Source organism: Aquaspirillum sp., assembly GCF_055136605.1.
On sequence record NZ_JBSQVP010000001.1, the window covers coordinates 63652 to 86008 of the forward strand.

19 protein-coding genes are annotated in these 22357 nt (G+C 50.5%); 12 read left to right on the forward strand and 7 right to left on the reverse strand.

The window, feature by feature from the left end; translation table 11 throughout:
- Positions 1 to 17 precede the first annotated feature (17 nt).
- Positions 18 to 1091, forward strand: coding sequence for an efflux RND transporter periplasmic adaptor subunit (locus tag ACTBZS_RS00330; RefSeq protein ID WP_463042958.1), 1074 nt, complete (start codon positions 18 to 20; stop codon positions 1089 to 1091).
- 18 nt (positions 1092 to 1109) lie between these two features.
- Positions 1110 to 4214 (forward strand): efflux RND transporter permease subunit, encoded by a 3105-nt coding sequence (locus ACTBZS_RS00335; protein WP_463042959.1) that lies wholly within the window; start codon positions 1110 to 1112, stop codon positions 4212 to 4214.
- On the opposite strand, the gene cysB is transcribed toward ACTBZS_RS00335, so the two are convergent.
- A complete protein-coding gene (gene cysB, locus ACTBZS_RS00340) occupies positions 4189 to 5124 on the reverse strand; it encodes an HTH-type transcriptional regulator CysB (protein WP_460430964.1) in 936 nt (311 codons plus the stop codon). The two genes, ACTBZS_RS00335 and cysB, sit on opposite strands and share 26 nt — an antisense overlap.
- A gap of 122 nt (positions 5125 to 5246) precedes the next feature.
- Between cysB and ACTBZS_RS00345 the strand changes: the two genes are divergently transcribed.
- The 8 genes from ACTBZS_RS00345 (at position 5247) to ispH (ending at position 14358) form a co-directional block, all read left to right on the forward strand.
- On the forward strand, positions 5247 to 5948 hold the full coding sequence (locus ACTBZS_RS00345; protein ID WP_463042960.1) for a phosphoadenylyl-sulfate reductase: 702 nt from the start codon (positions 5247 to 5249) through the stop codon (positions 5946 to 5948).
- A 31-nt stretch (positions 5949 to 5979) separates the two neighbouring features.
- Positions 5980 to 7638, forward strand: coding sequence for a nitrite/sulfite reductase (locus ACTBZS_RS00350; RefSeq protein WP_463042961.1), 1659 nt, complete (start codon positions 5980 to 5982; stop codon positions 7636 to 7638).
- Positions 7622 to 8125: a DUF934 domain-containing protein gene (locus ACTBZS_RS00355; RefSeq protein WP_022652743.1), complete on the forward strand. Its 504-nt coding sequence runs from the start codon at positions 7622 to 7624 to the stop codon at positions 8123 to 8125. The genes ACTBZS_RS00350 and ACTBZS_RS00355 overlap by 17 nt, the downstream gene beginning before the upstream one ends.
- A 224-nt stretch (positions 8126 to 8349) precedes the next feature.
- Positions 8350 to 8988 carry an OmpA family protein gene (locus ACTBZS_RS00360; RefSeq protein ID WP_463042962.1) on the forward strand — a complete coding sequence of 213 codons (639 nt, stop codon included), beginning with the start codon at positions 8350 to 8352 and terminating at the stop codon, positions 8986 to 8988.
- Between the two features lie 108 nt (positions 8989 to 9096).
- A complete protein-coding gene (locus tag ACTBZS_RS00365; RefSeq protein WP_463042963.1) occupies positions 9097 to 10023 on the forward strand; it encodes a bifunctional riboflavin kinase/FAD synthetase in 927 nt (308 codons plus the stop codon).
- 23 nt (positions 10024 to 10046) lie between these two features.
- The gene (gene ileS, locus ACTBZS_RS00370; protein ID WP_463042964.1) at positions 10047 to 12926 is read left to right on the forward strand and encodes an isoleucine--tRNA ligase; all 2880 of its coding nucleotides are present in this window, start codon (positions 10047 to 10049) and stop codon (positions 12924 to 12926) included.
- On the forward strand, positions 12919 to 13422 hold the full coding sequence (lspA, locus tag ACTBZS_RS00375; protein ID WP_022652746.1) for a signal peptidase II: 504 nt from the start codon (positions 12919 to 12921) through the stop codon (positions 13420 to 13422). Before ileS ends, lspA begins: the two co-directional genes overlap by 8 nt.
- Before the next feature lie 3 nt (positions 13423 to 13425).
- Positions 13426 to 14358: a 4-hydroxy-3-methylbut-2-enyl diphosphate reductase gene (gene ispH / locus ACTBZS_RS00380; RefSeq protein WP_463042965.1), complete on the forward strand. Its 933-nt coding sequence runs from the start codon at positions 13426 to 13428 to the stop codon at positions 14356 to 14358.
- A gap of 43 nt (positions 14359 to 14401) precedes the next feature.
- Here ispH and ACTBZS_RS00385 read toward each other — a convergent pair whose 3' ends face one another.
- Positions 14402 to 14605 (reverse strand): cold-shock protein, encoded by a 204-nt coding sequence (locus ACTBZS_RS00385; RefSeq protein ID WP_027405071.1) that lies wholly within the window; start codon positions 14603 to 14605, stop codon positions 14402 to 14404.
- A 248-nt stretch (positions 14606 to 14853) separates the two neighbouring features.
- On the opposite strand from ACTBZS_RS00385, the gene clpS reads away from it, so the two are divergent.
- Together clpS and clpA are read left to right on the forward strand one after the other, a co-directional pair.
- Positions 14854 to 15168 (forward strand): ATP-dependent Clp protease adapter ClpS, encoded by a 315-nt coding sequence (gene clpS, locus ACTBZS_RS00390; RefSeq protein ID WP_463042966.1) that lies wholly within the window; start codon positions 14854 to 14856, stop codon positions 15166 to 15168.
- Positions 15165 to 17456, forward strand: coding sequence for an ATP-dependent Clp protease ATP-binding subunit ClpA (gene clpA / locus ACTBZS_RS00395; protein WP_460430906.1), 2292 nt, complete (start codon positions 15165 to 15167; stop codon positions 17454 to 17456). Before clpS ends, clpA begins: the two co-directional genes overlap by 4 nt.
- A gap of 60 nt (positions 17457 to 17516) precedes the next feature.
- On the opposite strand, the gene rplS is transcribed toward clpA, so the two are convergent.
- The 5 genes from rplS to ACTBZS_RS00420 form a co-directional block, all read right to left on the reverse strand.
- Positions 17517 to 17888, reverse strand: a complete 372-nt coding sequence (gene rplS, locus ACTBZS_RS00400) for a 50S ribosomal protein L19 (RefSeq protein ID WP_460430905.1) — start codon at positions 17886 to 17888, stop codon at positions 17517 to 17519.
- A gap of 4 nt (positions 17889 to 17892) precedes the next feature.
- Entirely contained in the window at positions 17893 to 18657 is a 765-nt protein-coding gene (gene trmD / locus ACTBZS_RS00405) for a tRNA (guanosine(37)-N1)-methyltransferase TrmD (RefSeq protein ID WP_463042967.1), read from the reverse strand.
- Between the two features lie 14 nt (positions 18658 to 18671).
- Positions 18672 to 19193: a ribosome maturation factor RimM gene (rimM, locus tag ACTBZS_RS00410; RefSeq protein WP_463042979.1), complete on the reverse strand. Its 522-nt coding sequence runs from the start codon at positions 19191 to 19193 to the stop codon at positions 18672 to 18674.
- Positions 19194 to 19214: 21 nt separating this feature from the next.
- Complete coding sequence (rpsP, locus tag ACTBZS_RS00415) at positions 19215 to 19469, reverse strand: 30S ribosomal protein S16 (protein ID WP_460430903.1); 255 nt, start codon at positions 19467 to 19469, stop codon at positions 19215 to 19217.
- A gap of 86 nt (positions 19470 to 19555) precedes the next feature.
- Positions 19556 to 22240 (reverse strand): bifunctional acetate--CoA ligase family protein/GNAT family N-acetyltransferase, encoded by a 2685-nt coding sequence (locus ACTBZS_RS00420; RefSeq protein WP_460430902.1) that lies wholly within the window; start codon positions 22238 to 22240, stop codon positions 19556 to 19558.
- Between the last annotated feature and the right edge of the window lie 117 nt (positions 22241 to 22357).

The following is a 22357-nucleotide window of genomic DNA, read 5'->3' on the forward strand; positions in this document are numbered from 1 at the left end:
ATAAGGGAAAGGGCGTTATGCCGAGGCTGAAACAACTAATCACACTGATCGTCCTGTGGGGTGGGCTGCTGTTACCTGCTATGGGAACCACGGCAGAAGCACCACCACGACAGCTCTCAAGCAGTGATGTGGTACAGGCTCGGCAACAGGCATTAGCGCAAACCCTAGCGGTGAATGGTCTGTTAGAAGCCACCCAAAGTGCAGTGTTATATGCACAAGTGGAAGCTGTCGCAAAACAGGTGCGGAAACAAACCGGTGAGACCGTCTCAGCAGGGGAATCATTGGTGGTGTTCGAGGCGCGTGAATTGCAGGAAAAAGTGCGAGAGCAACAGGCGCTACTGGCCACCACAGAAGCGCGTTGGCAGCTTGCACAACAAAAATTGCTCAAGCAACAAGAGCTGTACCAACGTCAATTTATTTCGCATTTGGCACTGGAAGAATTTCAAGCAGAATTAGCCGTGCAACGCGCTCAGCGACAGGCACAACGCGCGCAATTGCAACGCGCACAACAAGAATTAAGTTACGCCGAGGTAAAAGCCCCTTTCGCTGGTGTGATTGCCGAACGCCATATTGAAGTCGGCCAATTGGCTGCCCGCAATAGCAAACTGTTTCATGTCGTGAACCTCGACCGTTTGCAATGGAAGGTCACCGTCCCTGCACAACATATTGCTGGCGTCAAAGTGGGACAACACGCTGAATTGCGTGTCGAAGGTGATTCCCGTCGCTATCAAGGACAGGTTGAGCGCATCAATCCGGTTGCGATTGCCGGCAATCGCAGTTTTCAGGTGTATGTCGCGGTCGAGAATCGCCATCACCATTTGCGAGTAGGGCAGTTAGCACGCGGTGAGTTGGTGTTGGCACAGGCCGCGCCAGCAGTCGTATTGCCCTTGAGTGCGATTCGACAACGACAAGGCGAACAAGGATGGGTCTTGCGGGTTCGGCAAGGTAAGGCAGAAAAACAGGCGGTAAAACTGGGTTTTACCAATCAACAGTGGGCGCAGGTTGAAGGGATTGCTGCTGGAGAGTGGGTGATTTTGCCGCAGGTGTTGGGTATTGCGCCTGCAACACCAGTGCGTTTGCCACAGCCTTAACCCTGAGAAAGTTGCCCTATGTGGATTACCCGCGTCAGTTTAAATAACCCCTATTTTGCTGCCATGTTGATGGCGGCATTGGTGGTCTTGGGGTTGTTCTCGTTGGCTCGCTTGCCAGTAGAAGAATTTCCAGACATTCGCTTTCCAATTGCTGTGGTCAGCACACAATACCCGGGAGCATCCCCGACAGTGGTGGAAAGTGAGGTCACTCGACCTTTAGAAGAAGCATTAAATACCTTGGCAGGGATTAAACACCTGCGCTCGTACTCGTTTGAAAGCTCATCGGTGATTGTGGTTGAGTTTGAGCTCAGCGTAGACCCGGCTACTGCGGTACAAGAGGTGCGCGATAAAGTGGCGACAGTCACTGGTCAGTTCCGCCGTGAAATTTCTAATCCAACCATCAATCAAGTCAACCCATCAGATAGCCCGATGATGACGCTGATTGTCTCTTCAGACAGCCTACCACCGCGTGAGCTGAGTACATGGGCCGATCAAGTGTTGCGCAAGCGTTTGCAAACGGTGTCTGGCGTGGGTGAGGCAAAGGTTGTCGGGGCGATTAAACGAGAAGTGCGAGTTGAAATCGACCCCATTCGCCTGCAATCGTACGGGCTAGACATTGCAACGGTAAATGATGCGATTGCACGAGCCAATCGAGATTTCCCAGCAGGTCGTCTGACAGGACAAGAACCCGAGATTGCTTTGCGGGTGGATGGTAAGTTAAAAACCGTCGCCCAGTTTGCCGAGATTGAACTGGTTTGGCGCAACGGCAGTGCCGTCTATTTGCGCGATGTTGCAACGATTCGCGATGGCGAGCAGGAATACCAGTCATTGGCGCTGATCAACGGTCAACGAGCCCTTTCTTTAGAAATTAAAGCGGCGAGAAGTGCCAACATCGTTGCCACTTCTGCAGCAGTGAAAGCGGCATTAGCTGAACTCAAAGCCCAATTACCAGCAGGGGTGATGCTGCGGGTGATGAACGATAAAGCGGATGATGTCCGTGATTCACTCACCACGGTGCGCGATACCTTGCTAGAAGGAACAGCGTTGACTGTCCTGATTGTGTTCCTGTTTCTCGGTTCGTGGCGCAGTACGGTGATTACTGGTTTAACCTTGCCGATTGCGCTGATTGGTACATTATTCGCGATTGCTGTGGCAGGGTTTTCCATCAATGTAATGAGTCTATTAGCACTGACTTTGTCGATTGGCTTATTGATTGACGATGCTATCGTGGTGCGTGAAAACATTGTCCGTCATGCAGGTTTAGGGAAATCTCATTTTCAAGCAGCCCTAGAAGGAACGGAAGAAATCGGGCTCGCAGTCTTGGCAACCACCTTCACCGTAGTAGCAGTTTTTCTCCCCGTGGGCTTTATGGGCGGCATTATTGGGCAGTTTTTCCAACAATTTGGTCTGACTGTGGTTGTAGCGGTCTTGATTTCGTTGTTGGTCAGTTTTTCCCTCGATCCAATGCTCAGTTCCATCTGGTATGACCCACACCGACACGGTGATGCCCACCGTGGCCCGCTAGGGCGTCTGCTGGATCACTTTGAAACGTCAATGGACAGTTTGGCCGAGCGTTATGCTTTGGCGATTGATTGGGTGTTACAACATCGTAAAACCACCTTAGCCGCTGCCACGGTGTTGTTATTGGGCAGTTTTGCGCTAGTGCCGGTGATTGGGGCTGAGTTTTTGCCCAAGTCAGACACCGGAAAAGTGACTGTTAAGTTTAAAACCGCTGCGGGTTCTAGCTTGGAATATACCGAACAAAAAGCCCGCCATGTCGATCAACTGTTACGGCAAGCCACTGAGGTAAAAGATATTTATATCAATATCGGCGGTGGGTTTGCTGAGGGTCGCAATCAGGCCTCTTTGCAAGTGATTTTGCATGATAAAGCGGCACGTGCCCGCTCTGTTTTTACCCTAATGGAAGTATGGCGACAGCAGCTACCTCATATCGCGGGGATTGAGTTGCAATCGGTCGCCGTGAGCGGCGGCCCGGGGGGAAATGAAAAACCGATTCGGGTCGGTATCCGTGGCCAAGATATGGCAACTTTAGAACGCATTGCTGTTGATGTGCGACAGCGTTTGCGCCAAATTAACGGCGTAACAGATATCGAATCCAGTTTAGATGCCGCTGAACCAGCCCTGTCATTGCGTCTACAGCGCGATGCTGCAGCCAGCCTTGGGATTGACATGGAACAACTGGGGCAAACGTTGGCAGTGTTATTGGCGGGTAAAGTGGTCTCGACTTGGGAAGCACCAGATGGCGAAAATTACGATGTGCGGGTCATCGTCCCCAAACCAGCACGACAGCCCCTGTTGTTGGAGGACATTCAAATTGCTGGACGCAGTTTAGGCGATGGCAGCCGTGAAATGGTGCCCTTGAGCACCGTCGCAACAGTGGTGGAAACACAGGTACCGCGTCAAATTAACCGCATGGATCAGGCTCGCGAGTTAACCCTCACTGCCAATATCCAAGGCCGAGATGCCCAGCATGTGTTTACTGAAGTGGCAACCTTGCTACAAAACTATCGTTTACCGACTGGCTATCAATTTGACCAAGGTGGCGAGAGTCAAGATTTACAAGAGTCGTTTTCGTATGCGGTTCAGGCTTTGGCTATCGGTGTCATTTTTATTTACATGATTTTGTGCGCTCAATTCCGCAGCTTCTTCCAACCGATCGCGATTATGATGTCGCTACCCTTGGCCTTTATTGGGGTGTTTTTAGCCTTATTGGTCTGGGGCAGTACCCTCAATATGTTCTCGGTAATTGGGGTAATTATGTTGATGGGTTTGGTGGCGAAAAATGGGATTTTGCTGATCGATTTCGTCAATCAGGCACGCCGTGAGGGAATGGATCGTCTAGCTGCCTTGAAAGCTGCAGGCCGAGTGCGTTTACGCCCCATTTTAATGACCAGTTTGGCAATGATTTTTGGCATGTTGCCCTTGGCACTTTCCCGCGCCAGCGGAGCAGAACTGAATGCTCCGATGGCACAAGCGGTGATTGGTGGGCTGTTAACATCCACTTTACTCACCTTGTTTGTGGTACCGGTGGTCTATAGCTATTTGGATACTGCCTCGGCGTGGTTGCGCAGCAAGTTTAGTCCTCCTCGCCAGCAAACATAACTTTATCCACTTCTTTTCGCGTCAGATGGGCGGCGAATAGCTCGATAAAGTGGTAAGCAAAACCACGTAAATAAGCATCACGTCGGATGCCAATGCGGGTGGTGGAAGGCTGAAACAGATGAGCAGCATCGATAAGGCGCAAACCGTGATCGCGCTCTGGCTCAAACGCCATTGCAGCGATAATGCCAATCCCTAAACCGATGTTGACATACGTTTTAATCACATCGGTATCGATGGCGGTTAGTACCACGTTAGGTTCCACCCCTGCGTCGGCAAAGGCACGATTGATTTTCGAGCGGCCCGTAAAAGCAAAGTCGTAGGTGATAATCGGCCAGCGGCCAATATCGGCTAACGTCAATGGTCGGTTGAGGGTCAATAACGGATGGCCTTCTGGTACGACAATGGCACGGTTCCATTGATAGCAAGGCAGCGCAGCCAACTCGGGAAACGAGGAGATTCCTTCGGTGGCAATCGCAAAATCAGCTTCACCCGTCACCACCATTTCACAAATTTGGGTTGGGCTGCCTTGTTTAATCGACAAACCCACTTCTGGATAGCGTTCACGAAAGCGGCGTACCGTTTGTGGGAGCGCGTAACGCGCTTGGGTGTGGGTGGTGGCAATAGTTAAACTGCCTTGATCTTCATGGGCAAATTCTTCACCTACCCGTTTCAGATTTTTGGCTTCTAGTAAAATTCTTTCGGCGATATGTAACACATGCTTACCGGGCTCACTGACTGCCACCACTCGCTTGCCATTGCGGATAAAGACTTGAATGCCTAATTCATCCTCTAGCAATCGGATTTGTTTTGACACCCCCGGTTGTGAGGTATGCAGTTTTTCTGCCGCTTCCGAAATATTGAGCCCTTGCTTATAGACTTCGACCAGATAACGCAGCTGTTGTAATTTCATCATGAGCCCCTTGCTGAATTTTTAATAACTAATTGTGCTTAAATCCTAACATAATCTTCTTTCATAGTTCTAAACTGCTTGCTTTAGACTGCGGCAAGATTTTATTTTGCGAGAAATTCAGCATGTCATTAGCCGCAAAAATTGCCATCGCACAACAATTGTTGGCAGAAATTGCCCAACACCATGCCCCCGCTGTGTTTGCCAATAGTTTGGGCGCAGAAGATATGGTGTTGACCGATCTTATCGCTCGTCAGCAGTTACCGATTCCAGCATTTTGTTTGGACACCGGCCGTCTGCCTGCTGAAACCTATGAATTATTAGCCAAGGTGCGCCAGCATTACCCTGATTTGGCGTTACAAGTTTATTTCCCAGACACCCATGCCGTTGAAACATGGGTAGCAACGCATGGTATCAATGGCTTTTATGATTCTGTTGATTTGCGCAAGGGCTGTTGTGAAGTGCGTAAGATGCAACCCTTACGCCGTGCCCTCGCCGGGCAACAAGCGTGGATTACCGGCCTCCGCCGACAACAATCGCCAACACGACAAGATTTGAGTGATCGCAGCTTTGATGCCGATCACGGGTTGATGAAATTCAATCCCTTGATTGAATGGACAGAACAAGAAGTGTGGGAATACTTGCGACAATACCACGTACCCTATAACGCCTTACATGATCGTCACTATCCCTCCATTGGCTGTGCGCCCTGTACGCGGGCAATTGCAGTGGGGGAAGATGTTCGCGCTGGCCGTTGGTGGTGGGAAAACCCAGAATCGAAAGAATGTGGTTTGCATGTGTCTTCTGCGCTGAAACGGCCTCGTTAAAACCGCGCTGTTTTGCATAAAGTGAGTTGCTATGTATCAATATGATGAGTTTGACCGCCGGGTCGTTCGTGAACGGGTGGCACAGTTTCGTGACCAAACCCGCCGTTTTTTAGCCGGTGAGTTATCTGAAGATGAATTCCGTGTATTGCGGTTACAGAATGGTCTGTATATCCAACGCCATGCGCCGATGTTGCGAGTGGCCATTCCTTATGGCGTGTTGTCCAGTCGCCAGTTACGGGAGTTAGCAGAGATCGCCCGTGATTTTGACCGTGGCTATGGTCACTTCACCACCCGGCAAAACATCCAGTTCAACTGGGTTGAGCTGCCTAAAGTACCCGATATTTTAGAGCGTTTAGCTGAGGTAGATTTACACGCCATCCAAACCTCGGGTAACTGTATTCGCAACACCACCACCGATGTCTTTGCCGGTGTAGCAGCGGACGAGTTTGTTGATCCTCGCCCGTGGTGTGAAATTATCCGGCAATGGAGCACCTTACACCCTGAATTTGCTTTCTTACCACGTAAATTCAAAATTGCCGTTGCAGGCAGTGCTCAAGACCGTGCTGCCACATTTGTCCATGATATTGGCTTGCACATGCAACGTAATGCGGCAGGTGAAATTGGCTTTAAAGTGATTGTCGGCGGTGGATTGGGACGGACACCGATGATCGGTGATGTAGTACGCGAATTCCTCCCTGCACCACATCTGTTAACGTATCTTGATGCAGTCTTACGTGTTTATAACCGCTTTGGTCGGCGTGATAACAAATACAAAGCGCGGATTAAAATCCTCGTCAAGGCAATGACCGTCGCAGCTTTTGCTGCCAAGGTAGAAGAAGAATGGGCGCACTTAAAAGATGGCCCAGCAACCTTAACGATCGAAGAGATTCAACGTGTTGCACAGGCTTTTGTTGTGCCGCAATATGAAACCTTGACTCAACCTGACACTGCCTTCCAAACCGCGCTAGCCGAGGTACCGGCTTTTGCCCGTTGGGTGAAACGCAATACCCATCTGCATAAACAACAGGGTTACCGTGCTGCAATTTTGTCCTTGAAAGCCACTGGCCAAGCCCCTGGCGACTTAGATGCAGATCGAATGGAGAAAGTGGCTGAGTGGGCACAGCAATGGAGCTTTGGTGAAATTCGTGTCAGCCATGAACAAAATCTTGTGTTGCCACACGTGGCCGAGCGTGATTTGTTTACTTTATGGCAAGCCGCAGACGCAGTCGGTTTAGCCCATCCGAATGCAGGTTTGTTAACCGATATTATCTGCTGTCCGGGGGGAGATTTCTGTAGTTTGGCCAACGCAAAATCGATTCCTGTCGCCGAAGCAATTCAGCGCCGCTTTGCCGATCTCGATTACTTGTTTGACCTCGGTGATATTGCCTTGAATATCTCTGGCTGTATGAATGCCTGTGGGCATCACCATGTCGGCAATATCGGGGTATTGGGTGTCGATAAAAACGGTGAGGAATGGTACCAAATCACCCTCGGTGGTCACCAAGGCCCCGATGCCAGTTTGGGCAAAGTCATTGGCCCATCCTTTGCTCGGGCAGCCATGCCAGATGTAATTGAAAAAATCATTCAAGTCTATGTCGAACGACGTGAACCGGAAGAGCGTTTCTTGGATACCTTCCGTCGTATTGGAATTGATGTGTTTAAGGAACGAGTGTATGCCAAAGCTAGTTAGACGCGGAATTGAGGTAGAAGAACAATTCACTTGGGTTGACGAAATCAACCCCGCCGAGGGTTTACCAACGGGGGCGATCTGGGTGCCATTGGTCAGTTGGTTAAATCATCATGCCGCTTGTTTAGCACATAGCGCCCCAGTCGGTGTTTATTTGCAACCAGAGGAAGATCCAGCGTTACTGCTCCCAACCTTGCAGCAAGTCAGCGCGATTGCAGTCTGCTTCCCTGCGTTTCACGATGGGCGGGGATATAGCACAGCACGCCTATTGCGTGAGCGTTATGGTTATACTGGCGAGTTGCGCGCCGTGGGTGATATCGGTCAAGATCAGGCTTATTATCTGGCACAAGTTGGTTTTGACAGCTTCGCCCCTCACGATGAAACGCGGGTGGCGGGTGTCTTGCGCGGTTTGCAAGACTTCTCAGATGGCTATCAAAGCACTTGGGCTCGTCCACTCCCCTATTTCTTACGCCGTCACGAAAAGCCGTGACATTTGTAAAAAAACAACAACTTTGCCCCCAAGATGATAATTTTTGCGCTCAAAGTGTTGTGTATAGGATACGTTTCGCGGCGCGCCCGAATTGACAAGGGTAGAGCCCAAAACCTATATTGGCCGCTAACTGCATAACAACAGTTTGGCAATGCCCTGTCTTTGCAGTGAGCGGGTTCTAGGCGCATCGCTAACACTCCTTAAATAAACAAGAGGCATATCGGATGAAAACTTCGAACAAATTGAAATTGACTAGCCTTGCTGGTGCGATGCTGGTAGCACTGCTGTCCGCACAAGCTCACGCTGTTAAGCCAGGCTACTTGGCCGATCAAGGCACCGATAGCGTGGTTCGCAACAGCTACAACGAATGCTGGCGCACCAGCGCATTCGACAAAGCCACCAACGGCTTGGTTGAGTGCGGTGATGCCGAGAAAAAAGCGGCTCCAGTGAAAAAACTGGTGAAAGAAAAAGTGTCTTTGAGCGCAGAAGTGCTGTTTGACTTCAACAAATCCACCTTGCGCGCTGATGGCCGTAAAGCCGTTGATCCTGTGATTGCCAAAATCAAAAGCAATGGCGCTGATTTGCAAGCGGTTGAAGTGGTTGGTCACACTGACTACTTGGGTTCCGATTCCTACAACAAAGCACTGTCCGAGCGTCGTGCTAATGCTGTGAAAAACTACCTGGTGGCCGGTGGTATTCCTGCAGATCGCGTGACTTCGGTTGGTAACGGTGAATCCGAAGCCAAGATGACCAAAGAGTGCCAAGCGAAATTCAAAAAACGTGCTGACCTGATTGCCTGCTTGGCACCAGATCGCCGCGTTGATGTTGAAATCTCCGCTATGCGCGAAGAAGCTGCAAAATAATCGACTGATTATTGCCCGCTTCACCACCCCGTCCCACTGGACGGGGTTTTTTATTGCTTCGATGCAGCATACAATCTGAGCCTTTCTCCCCGTGGCGTAATTTTTCTGATGCAGGTCTATTCTGGTTCTTCTTCTGCTATCGCCATCCCACCCTGTGCTTTGACGATTGGCAATTTCGATGGTGTGCACTTGGGGCATCAGGCGATGTTGGCACATTTGCGTGAGGCAGCGCATCGGCGAGGGTTGCCAACCGCCTTACTGACCTTTGAGCCACTCCCGCGTGAATTGTTTACCCCACTCGACCCGCCCGCCCGCCTCACCACCCTGCGTGATCGTTTAGCGCGGTTAGAGGCCATTGGCTTGGTGGATTATGTGATTGTGCAACGTTTTAATCGTGCTTTTGCAGCCCTCAGCCCACAGGCTTTTATTGAGAAAATGCTGTGCCAACAGTTACACACGCGTTATCTGTTGATTGGTGATGATTTTCGCTTTGGGGCGAAACGTGAAGGTGACTTTAGCTTACTCGCCGCACAACCTTCTTTTGAAACAGAAGCCATGCCAACCTTGGCACTAGAAGGTGAGCGAGTCTCAAGTTCGCTGGTGCGACAGGCATTGCAACAGGGCGATTTGGTATTGGCAAAACGCTTATTGGGCGCGGATTACCAGATTTCTGGTCGGGTGATCCACGGTAAGAAACTGGGCCGTACCCTCGGCTTCCCAACGGCAAATGTCAATTTGTTGCATCGCAAACCCGCATTGCAAGGGGTGTTTGTGGTGGAAGCAGAAACCACTTTCGGCTGTTTACGCGGGGTCGCAAGTTTAGGATTAAACCCCACCGTGACCTCTGCTATCTCGCCACGTCCAGACTATCACCTAGAAGTCCATTTCTTTGATTTTGCAGAAGATTTATATGGGCAACGCATCACCGTCCGCTTTTTGTCTAAGTTGCGTGATGAAGAAAAATACGACAGCCTAGAACAGCTGGTTGCCCAAATTACTCGCGATGCTGCTGCCGCTCGCGCCTTTTTCCATTGATCAATTGATGTACGAGAGCCCGCATGAGCCTTGATTACCGTAAAACTGTAAACCTACTTGATACGCCTTTTCCGATGCGTGGCGATTTAGCCAAGCGTGAACCCAACTGGTTAGCGCAATGGCAACAACAACAGCGTTATCAAAAGCTGCGTCAACATGCAGCAGGACGGCCTAAATTTATCCTGCACGATGGCCCACCCTATGCCAACGGTGATATCCACATTGGCCATGCCGTGAATAAAATTTTGAAAGACATGATTGTGCGTTCAAAAACCCTTTCGGGTTTTGATGCCCCTTATGTCCCCGGCTGGGATTGCCACGGTTTGCCGATTGAACATCAAATCGAAAAATTGGTGAAAGGCGATAAAACAGCTGTTGCTGCGGCACCAACCATTCACGCCAAAATCGTTGAATACCGCCAAGCTCACGGTTTAGATGCCAAAGCAACTGATTTGCCAGCATCGTTTATCCGTGAGTTATGTCGTGATTACGCCGCAATTCAAATTGAGCGGCAGAAAAAAGACTTTATCCGCCTCGGTGTATTAGGTGAATGGGACAACCCCTATCGCACCATGAGTTATCACTCAGAAGCCGGAGAGATTCGTGCCTTAGGGCAGTTGTTTGCACAGGGCTATTTATTCAAAGGCCTGAAGCCGGTGTATTGGTGTTTTGACTGTGGTTCGGCATTGGCAGAAGCAGAGGTCGAATACCAAGACAAACACTCCCCGACTATCGATGTCGGTTTTCCTTGCGCGGAACCAGAAAAACTAGCACAGGCTTTTGGTTTAGCGGCACTACCTGCTGAAAAAACCGCCTATATGGTGATTTGGACAACCACACCGTGGACGATCCCAGCAAACCAAGCGTTAAATGTGCATCCTGAATTTGACTATGTGTTGTTGGACACAGAACGTGGTTTAGTGGTGGTCGCGGCAGAGTTGGCAGCGTCTGCGTTAAAACGCTTTGGCTTGGAAGGCGAGGAAATCGCCCGTTGTAAAGGCGCGGCCCTCGATCATTTACGTTTCCAACATCCTTTCTATGACCGCACTTCGCCAGTGTTCACAGGTGATTATGTGACATTAGATGCCGGTACCGGTGTGGTGCACAGCGCGCCAGCTTATGGCCTAGAGGATTTTGACTCCTGCCGTAAACACGGAATGAGCAATGATGAGATTTTAAATCCAGTAACCAGCAACGGTACCTACGCCAGCCAATTACCCTTTTTCGGTGGTCAACACATTTGGCAGGCCAATCCGCAGATTATCGAAAAACTGCGCGAAGTCGGTTGTTTATTCTCGGCGGAAAAAATTGAGCACAGCTATCCGCACTGCTGGCGCCATAAAACCCCTGTGGTCTATCGTGCAACGACACAGTGGTTTGTTGGGATGGATAAACAGGTAGAAGGTCGTTCACTGCGTGAACGCGCGCTGCAAGGGGTAGAAAATACCGCTTTCTTCCCAGCATGGGGACAAGCCCGTTTACACGCGATGATCGCAAATCGCCCTGATTGGTGTGTGTCGCGTCAACGTAACTGGGGGGTGCCCATTCCGTTCTTTTTACATAAAGAAACGGGGCAACCCCATCCAAACACCCTCGCTTTACTGGAAGAAGTCGCCAAGCGGGTTGAACAAGGTGGTATTAACGCATGGTTTGAACTCGATCCTAAAGAACTACTCGGTGACGAAGCAGCACAATACGACAAAATGCGCGACACTTTGGATGTGTGGTTTGATTCTGGCACCACCCATTACCATGTCTTGCGTGGCACCCATGCCGAGCATCTGACCTACCCTGCTGATCTCTACCTCGAAGGGTCAGACCAACACCGAGGGTGGTTCCACTCGTCGTTATTGACCGGTTGCGCCATGGATGGTCGCCCACCTTACGACCAGCTGTTAACCCACGGTTTCGTAGTCGATGGTCAAGGCCGTAAAATGTCGAAGTCGATGGGGAATGTGGTTGCACCGCAAAAGGTCAATGACTCGCTTGGTGCGGATATTTTGCGTTTGTGGACCGGCGCGACGGACTATTCTGGCGAATTGGCAATTTCCGACACGATTCTCAAAGGCGTGACGGACAGCTATCGCCGCCTGCGTAACACGCTGCGTTTCTTATTGGCCAACTTATCTGATTTTTCTCCCGCAACCGATGCCGTGGCCATCGAGCAGATGCTAGACATCGACCGTTACGCACTGGTGCGCGCCAAACAGCTCTCTGAGCGTATCACGGGCGATTACTACCCACGCTATGCCTTCCACTTAGCAGTACAAGAAATTGTTGGCTATTGCTCAGAGGATTTAGGTGCGTTCTACCTCGACATCCTGAAAGACCGCCTCTATACCACCCAAGCCAACAGTGTGGCACGCCGTAGCGCACAGACGGCGCTGTGGCACATCACCCGCAGCCTATTGCTGCTGGTGGCACCTATTCTCTGCTTTACCGCAGATGAAGCGTGGGCAGTGTTAACGGGTGATGAGGAAGACAGCACGCTGTACCACACATGGCACGATATTCCACAACCAGCCGATGCCGAACAGTTAGCACAGGTTTGGCCTTTGGTACGTGCGGTGCGCGCAGCAGTGAACAAAGAAATCGAAGCACAGCGCGAGGCGGGTAAGGTCGGTTCATCATTGCAAGCTGAGGTCACACTTGTTGCCCCTGCTGCCGAATATGCCGCCTTAGCCACCTTGGCCGACGATCTCAAATTTGCTTTGATCGTGTCGCACACCCAACTGCTGGCAGGCGAGACCTTGCAAATCACCGTTACACCAACCAGCCACGAGAAATGTGAACGTTGTTGGCATCACACCGCTGATGTGGGACAACATGCCGAACATCCAACCTTGTGTGGTCGCTGTGTAAGCAATATCGCTGGCACAGGTGAGGTAAGAGCGCATGTCTGAGCTGCCCTCGGTAGCAACACCCCGTCAACCGCTACGCTGGTTCGGCGTGGCGGGGGTGTTATTGCTGTTAGATCAGGTGACCAAGCTGTGGTTTGACAGCCAGTTGCAATATGGTGAAGTGCGCGAGGTCATCCCGCATGTCTGGAATTGGACGTTGCTCTACAACCCCGGCGCTGCGTTTAGTTTCTTGGCAGATGCAGGCGGCTGGCAACGGCACTTTTTCACGCTATTGGCGCTTGCCGTGGCCGCCGTGTTGAGTTGGATGCTAGTCAAGGGTAAGCAAAGTCGCCTGATGGATGCCTCCTGTGCCTTGATTCTCTCAGGTGCCATCGGTAACTTGATTGACCGTGTGCTATATGGCCATGTGATTGATTTTATCCAGTGGTATTGGCAAGACTTCTATTGGCCAGCATTTAATATCGCAGATAGCGCCATCACCGTTGGTGCGGTATTGATGGTGTTAGATGGCTTCCGTTCTGGGAAAAATAAGGAATAAGGCGTGACAACTTCAATTATTCTGGCCAATCCCCGTGGCTTTTGTGCTGGCGTTGATCGCGCCATTGCAATTGTTGAACGGGCATTGGAACGCTTTGGTGCACCGATTTATGTGCGGCATGAAGTGGTGCACAACACCTTTGTGGTAGAAAACCTCAAGCAAAAAGGCGCTATTTTTATTGAGGATTTGGCAGAAGTACCAGAAGGATCCACGCTGATTTACTCAGCCCACGGAGTCCCTCTATCTGTCCGCCAACAGGCAGCTGAACGAGGTTTGCATGTGTTTGATGCCACCTGTCCTTTGGTGACCAAAGTGCATGTAGAAGTCAAAAAGATGCGTGAAGCCGGTTGTGAAATCATTATGATCGGTCATGCCGGCCACCCTGAGGTTGAGGGAACGATGGGGCAATCTGAGGGAGGCATGTATTTGGTTGAAACCGTGGCGGATGTGGCAGCTTTACAAGTCAACGATCCAAACCAATTAGCCTACGTCAGTCAAACCACCTTGTCTGTCGATGAAACGGCAGAAATTGTTGCCGCTTTGCGTGCACGCTTTGCGGCCATTCAAAGCCCGAAGAAAGACGATATCTGTTACGCCACACAAAACCGACAAGATGCGGTAAAAGCATTAACGCAGCAATGCGACATTGTGATTGTGGTTGGTTCACCGACCAGTTCAAATTCGAATCGTTTGCGTGAAGTCGCCGCCAGTCGCGGTGTAGCTGCCTATATGGTCGATCAGGCAGACGAATTACAAGCAGAGTGGTTTGTCGGTAAACACTCGATTGGATTGACTGCAGGGGCCTCTGCGCCTGAGGTCTTAGTGCAATCAGTGATTGCGCGGATGCAAAGCTTGGGCGTTGCGCAGATTACAGAATTGGATGGTGTCGAAGAAAACACCGTATTTGCACTACCAGCAGGATTACGCGAGGCATAAAAAAACCCGCCAGAAGGCGGGTTTTTCTCATGTCTGGAAAAGCTTAGGCAGTCTGAATATTGGAAGCCTGTTTTCCCTTAGGGCCTTGAGTCAGCTCGAAAGAAACACGTTGGCCTTCTTTCAGCGTTTTAAAGCCGTTCATGTTGATTGCCGAAAAGTGGGCAAACAGATCTTCACCACCGTCATCCGGAGTGATAAAACCATAACCCTTAGCGTCGTTAAACCATTTGACGGTACCAGTTGCCATTTGAAACTTCCTATCAATACAAAAACAGGGCGGTGGGATCCCCAAATAACACAGGTTAGAGCAGCATAAAAAGGGCAAGCCCTGTTTGTGTTGCAGACCTCATGCAATCCACCTGTGGGACGTTGTACGCGACTCTTGCCAGCCCGTCAAGTCATTGTGCATGATAATTTTGTGATTCCCCCGCAATCCCTTGAAAACAGGCAATATAAGGCCAAGATTGAAACTCGATCAGACAGGAAAGCAGTACGATGTCTAACCCACAATATCAAGACAATGTTGGCCTTGCGCCAGAAAAACAAAAACTACGACCACCACCGATGTATAAAGTGTTGTTGTTGAACGACGATTACACCCCTATGGACTTTGTGGTACAGGTTTTGCAGGAAATCTTTCATTTGGATCGGGAACGTGCCACACGTGTCATGCTCCAAGTCCATAATGAAGGCAGCGGTGTTTGCGGTGTGTTTACACGTGACATTGCAGAAACTAAGGTGATGCAGGTGCATGAAAGTGCACGCGCCCATCATCATCCCCTTAAATGCGTCATGGAGGAAAACAAATGATCGCCCAAGAACTGGAAGTCAGCCTGCATATGGCCTTCATGGACGCTCGGCAAAAACGCCATGAGTTCATCAGTGTGGAACATCTACTGTTGGCCATGCTAGATAACCCCTCGGCTGCGGATGTGCTGCGGGCATGTGGGGCTAATCTTGAGCAGATGCGGCAACAACTGACTCAATTTATCGAAGAACACACCCCGAAAGTGGAAGGGGATGATGAGGTAGAAACTCAACCCACCTTGGGTTTCCAACGCGTTATCCAACGTGCCATTTTGCATGTGCAATCCTCCGGCAAAAAAGAAGTGACCGGTGCCAATATTTTGGTCGCCATTTTTGGCGAGAAAGATTCACATGCAGTGTACTTCCTGCATCAACAAAACATCAGCCGTCTGGATGTGGTGAACTTTATTGCTCATGGTGTGAGTAAACAAAAATCCCCTCCGCCGGCCGAATCGCGCAACCACGACGATAACGAGCAAGAACAAGAAGGCAGCAGCAGCAACAGCCCGCTCGATGCCTATACGCAAAACCTCAACCAACAGGCGTTAGCAGGCAAAGTAGACCCACTGATTGGTCGCGATCACGAAGTCGAGCGCGTGATTCAAGTGTTGTGCCGTCGGCGCAAGAACAATCCTTTGCTGGTTGGTGAGGCAGGGGTCGGTAAAACCGCGATTGCCGAGGGTTTAGCGCGCCGTATCGTGCGTAACGAAGTGCCTGACGTATTACGTGAGGCAGTGGTCTATTCGCTCGATATGGGCGCATTGCTGGCCGGCACGAAGTATCGCGGTGATTTTGAACAACGTCTGAAGCAAGTGATTAAACAGCTGACGGAAGACGAAAACGCCATTTTGTTCATCGATGAGATTCATACCCTGATTGGAGCTGGTGCAGCGTCAGGTGGCACACTCGATGCCTCTAACTTGTTAAAGCCTGCTTTATCCAGCGGCCTGCTGCGTTGTATTGGCGCAACAACATATAACGAATACCGTGGCATCTTTGAAAAAGATAACGCGCTCTCCCGCCGTTTCCAAAAAATTGATGTTGTCGAACCCACAGTGGAACAAACCATTCAGATTCTCAAAGGACTGAAATCGCGTTTCGAAGCCCATCATGGGGTGAAATATACCGCGTCGGCCTTGAGTTCGGCAGCAGAGTTATCGGCACGGTATATCAACGATCGTCATTTGCCAGATAAAGCCATTGACGTGATTGATGAAGCGGGCGCCGCACAAAAAATCTTGCCTAAGTCACGGCAGAAGAAAGTGATTTCAAAGCATGAGATTGAAGAAATCATTTCTAAAATTGCGCGTATTCCAGCAAAAACCATCTCAAGTGATGACCGCAACACCCTGAAAACACTTGAGCGTGATCTTAAATCGGTGGTCTTTGGACAAGACAAGGCGATTGAAGCCTTATCATCGGCCATCAAAATGTCACGGTCTGGATTGGGCAATCCAAGCAAACCGATTGGAGCATTCTTGTTTAGTGGCCCAACTGGGGTCGGTAAAACGGAAGTGGCCAAACAGCTGGCGTATATCTTGGGCGTGGAGCTACTACGCTTTGATATGTCAGAGTACATGGAACGCCACGCGGTCAGCCGGTTGATTGGTGCCCCCCCCGGCTATGTTGGGTTTGAACAAGGTGGCTTGTTGACTGAACAAATTACCAAACATCCTTACTCAGTATTGTTGTTGGATGAAATTGAAAAAGCCCATCCAGACATCTTCAACATCCTGTTGCAAGTGATGGACCACGGTACATTAACCGACAACAATGGCCGTAAAGCCGATTTCCGCAACGTGATTATTATCATGACCACCAACGCTGGGGCGGAAAGCCTATCTAAAGCCACCATCGGCTTTACTAACAGTCGTGCGGTCGGTGATGAGATGGTTGATATTAAGCGTCTGTTTACACCCGAATTCCGCAACCGCCTAGATGCGATTATCTCGTTCCGGATGTTGGATGAAGAAATTATTCTGCGAGTGGTAGACAAATTCTTGATGCAGCTTGAGCAGCAATTGGCAGAGAAGAAAGTGGATATTCACTTCTCAGACAAACTCAAACGCTATCTGGCACAGAAAGGTTTTGATCCACAGATGGGCGCACGGCCAATGGCGCGTTTAATTCAAGACTCGTTACGCAAAGCTTTGGCTGATGAGCTGTTGTTTGGTCGTCTGGTAGGCGGAGGTGAAGTCACCGCAGATTTGGATGACAACGAACGGGTGATTTTGCACTTCCCCGAAGCACCACAGTCAGCAGCACCCTCGGTGGAAGAAGCAGCCATCTAACGCAACACAAGCGCAACAAAAAAGCCCACCAATTGGTGGGCTTTTTTGCTGTCTGGCGAATTAAGCAGAGGCTTTTTTCGCTGGCAGTTTTTCTTTGATACGAGCGGATTTACCGGAACGGTCACGCAGGTAGTACAGTTTGGCGCGACGCACATCACCACGGCGTTTCACTTCGATGCTTGCCACCAGCGGGGAGTAAGTTTGGAAGGTACGCTCAACGCCTTCGCCGGAGGAGATTTTACGCACGATAAAGGCGCTGTTCAGGCCACGGTTGCGTTTTGCAATCACCACGCCTTCGTAAGCCTGCAGACGCTCACGGTTGCCCTCTTTCACCTTCACTTGCACGATCACGGTGTCACCGGGGGCAAATTCAGGGATGGTTTTACCCAAACGAGCGATTTCTTCTTGTTCCAGTTGCTGAATCAAGTTCATGTTTTCAGTCCTTTTTTGTGGAATCTTGTTCCTGCTGATACTGTGCCAGCAGCCGAGATTCCTGTTTACTTAAAGTGCGTGCTAACAACAAATCAGGCCGTCGTTCTGCTGTACGTCCAAGCGATTGTTTTAATCGCCATTGGGCAATAGCAGCGTGATTGCCTGACAATAAAACTTCGGGCACAGCTTCCCCGTTGTACACTTCGGGGCGCGTGTAGTGTGGGCAGTCGAGTAGACCGCTGGCAAAAGAGTCTTGCTCTGCCGACTGATTGTCGTTAAGCACACCAGGCAGACGCCGCAAAATGGCATCCATTAACACCATGGCTGGCAGTTCCCCTCCCGACAACACATAGTCACCGATAGAAATTTCTTCATCGACATCTTGTGCAATCAAGCGTTCATCTACCCCCTCATAGCGCCCTGCCAATAGAATCAAACTCGGCAAAGTGGCCAGTTGGCACACCTTACTGTCTGTCAGCGGTTTACCTTGGGGAGAGAGATACACTACATGGGATTGTGCCGCAGTGGCGGCATATTGCCGTGCACGAGCAGCTTCAATCGCTTGATGTAATGGGTCTACCATCATCACCATCCCTGGCCCACCCCCATAAGGGCGATCGTCGATGGTGCGGTAGTTATCATGCGCGAAATCACGCGGATTCCAGCTATGGAATGACCAAATTTTTTGTTCTAGCGCGCGACGGGTAATTCCATGCGCGGTAATCGCGTCGAACATCGCTGGAAACAGCGTAATGACATCAATGTGCATCGAGGTTTCGCCAATCAATAATCAGCTTGCCAATCGACGACGATAGTGCCCGCTTGGATATCGACTTCTAGTACATAAACAGCAACAAAAGGAATCATGATTTCTTGTTGTTCACTGTCTTCAAGCACTAGAACATCATTTGCGCCGGTTTCAAACAGCCGTGTGACCTTACCTAAGGTTTGACCCTCGCGGTTAATCACACTCAGGCCGATTAAATCTGCCCAATAAAACTCACCTTCCTCTGCGGCAGGCAATGCAGCACGTGGAATGGCAATCAAAGAACCCCGCAAGGCAAAAGCCTGATCGCGGTCGTTGATGCCTTCTAGCTGTGCTACGACGGCTTTCGGCTGAACAGCCCCGTCGAGAAAGGTATAGCGTTGCCATTGGCCGGGTTGACCTAACCACCATTCTGGGTAGTCGAATAAGCTGTCTGCGTATTCGGTTTCAGCGTGGATTTTGAGCCAACCGCGCACACCAAATGCACCGGAGACATAGCCCATGACGACCATGTCTGTATCAGGTGCTGGATTTTTCATCATCTGTGCTGTCATGCCGAATTAGGCAGCAGCTTTCTTTTCAAACTCTTTGACGATTTTGGCAGCAGAGTCAGACAACTGTGCGCCAACACCGAGCCAGTAGTTCAGGCGATCGAGAGCGATACGAGTACGTTCTTGTTTCTCGTTAGCGACAGGGTTGTGGAAACCGATGCGCTCGATAAAACGACCATCACGACGGCTGCGAGAGTCAGCGACGATGATGTTGAAGAAAGGACGATCTTTAGCACCGCCACGGGCAAGACGAATTACGACCATTTTTCAAAACCTTCCAAAAACCGATTGCGTAAAAGCCGAACATTCTACACAGAAAGTCCGGCTGCCGGCAAACGATGTTCGCACAATTAGTCCTCAATCAAGACCTTAGTGACCCAAGTCAGGGCACGATCTTCTGGATGAGGGTCGATTTTGAAGCCTAATTTACCCATTAGCTTCAACATGCCTTTGTTATTGGCCAACACTTCGCCGTACATGATTTTCAAGCCCTGCTGGCGTGCAGCGTCAAATAGACGCTCCATCATAATCACGCCAATACCGCGCCCTTGCCAATCATCGCCAACCACCAGCGCAAATTCACATGACTCATTGTCTGGATTCATAAAGTAACGCGAGGCTGCTAACTGTTGCGTTTTGCCCTCAATAGTCGCCACCATCGACAGCGCCATCTCACGGTCGTAGTCCAACTGGGTGAAGCGTACCAACACCGGACGCGACAATTCTTTAATGCTCGACATATAGCGATTAAAGCGGCTTTCCTCTGACAAGCTGCGTACAAACTCCTGCTGCATATCGGCATCTTCTGGACGCATCGGGCGGATCATCACTTCGGTTCCATCACGCAAGGTCATGTATTCCACTAAATCAGTGGGGTACGGCATGATGGCCATATGACCGTAGCGACGGCGGTTGCCTTGTGGCGCACGAACAATAATTCGTGCATCCAATGCTAAAACCCCCTGTTCGTCGGCAATCAGCGGGTTAATTTCCATTTCATAAATGGCGGGCAATTCACACACCATTTCCGACACTCGCAACAAAGTCGCTTTTAGTGCCTCGCGGTCGATAGCAGGCATGTTCTTGAAACTGCCGAGGATACGATTCACGCGAGTGCCATCAATCATGCTGTTGGCCAAGTAATCATTCAGCGGTGGCAAGGACAATTTGCGATCGTCTAATGCTTCTGCCGCAATACCCCCTGCGCCGAAGGTCAATACTGGGCCGAAGGTATTGTCATGGGTACAGCCCAACATCAGTTCACGACCGTATGGGCGTTTTACCATCGGTTGCACCATGATGCCGTTGATGTTGGCATTCGGCATTTTTTCACGGGCACGTTCAATAATCGCGCTGAACATGGCACGCAATGCAATTTCTGTGCGGATATTCAGCTCGACACCGCCGACATCCGATTTATACAAAATATCGGGTGAGTCAATTTTCAACACCACTGGATAGCCGAAGGTTTGTGCCAATTCCACTGCTTCATCAGCCGTCCGTGCCAAACGGGCTGGATTGGTTGGAATGTGGAAGGCTTCTAGCACCATCTTCGATTCAATCTCACTCAATACCTCACGCCCTTGGTTCATTGCGGTTTCGATAATCTCGCGGGCAGCATGGATATTCGGTGGGGTCGCTTCTTCTTTGAGTGGTCCGGGGGTTTGTAATACCAACTGTTGGTTATGATGGAAGGCTGCCAAAGCACGGAACACTTCAATAGCAAATTCAGGCGTCCGGAAATGGGCAATTTTTTCACGGCTGAACACTTCGCGACTGGCTGCCACACGGGCATCGCCTAACCATGACATAAACAGCGGTTTTTGAATTTCTTTTTGCAGGCTGGCCATCAACTCAGCGGTGGCGAGATGATCTGTACCTGCTTGAGGGGTAAAGATCACCAAGATGCCATCGACGTTTGGATCTTGTGCCGCCACTTTGACTGCGGTACGGAAACGGGCAGGGCTGGCATCACCGATGATGTCGATTGGATTACCCCGCGACCAATCTCGCGGCATCTCGTGATCGAGTTGGGCGAGGGTTTCAGGACTGAGTTGAGCCAGCGGTACGCCGTTGGAAATGGCACTGTCTGCCGCCAAAATACCGGGGCCAATACCATTGGTCACAATCGCAATGCGACCACCTTGCGTACGATAATTGGCCGCCAGCACACGGGCGGCAGTAAATAATTGGGCAATGGTATTCACCCGCAGCACACCGGCGCGGGCCAAAGCCATATCAAATACGTCAGCATCATCAATCAGATGGCTCGATTCGGTGATACCGTTGAGGTGGGCATCACTGCGTCCCGATTTAATCACCACCACAGGTTTACTGCGCGCAGCGGCGCGTAGCGCACTCATAAAGCGGCGGGCATCATGGATATGATGGGTGTGAATCAAAATCCCCTGCGTGTTATGGTCGGCCACCAGATAATCGAGGATTTCACCAAAGTCGATATCCGACCCTTCCCCCATCGACACCACACTTGAAAAGCCCATTCCTTTGGCATCAGCCCAATCGAGCATGGCGGTACACAACGCGCTGGATTGTGCCACTAAAGCTAGGTTGCCACTCTTGACACGGCCAGCGTAGTTACTTGCGTTCATGCCAATGATCGGACGCATCAAGCCCAAGGTATTGGGACCGAGGACACGAATACCATATTTGCGTGCGCTGGCAACGGTTTCTTCGATCACTTCGGCTTCAAGCGGCTCAAAGTCGCCAAACTCTTTCACCAAAACAACGGCTTTGACCCCTTTTTTACCACAGTCTTTCACCACCGCTGGCCAAGTGCGGACTGGCGTAGCAAACACCGCCAAATCAACTGGCCCTTCGATCATCCGCACCGAAGACACCGCAGCAATACCCGCCACCAACTTGCGGTTGAGGTTAACTGGGTAGAGCTTGCCTTTGTAGCCAGAGACTAAGATGTTGGAAAAAATGGCCTGACCAATCGATCCGGCGGTGTCGCTGGCACCCACCACTGCAACCGCTTTTGGCGCAAACAGAGGGGTGAGATAGTGAGGTTTCATGATGTTTATTCCCGTATGAAGGTGGCTGGGGTGCGGGTTGCGTGTCCAGCCAAGTTTTTCGATTGTGCAATGCAGCAATTATGCGCTGAAAATAGAATTGATCACAAAAATGAATAC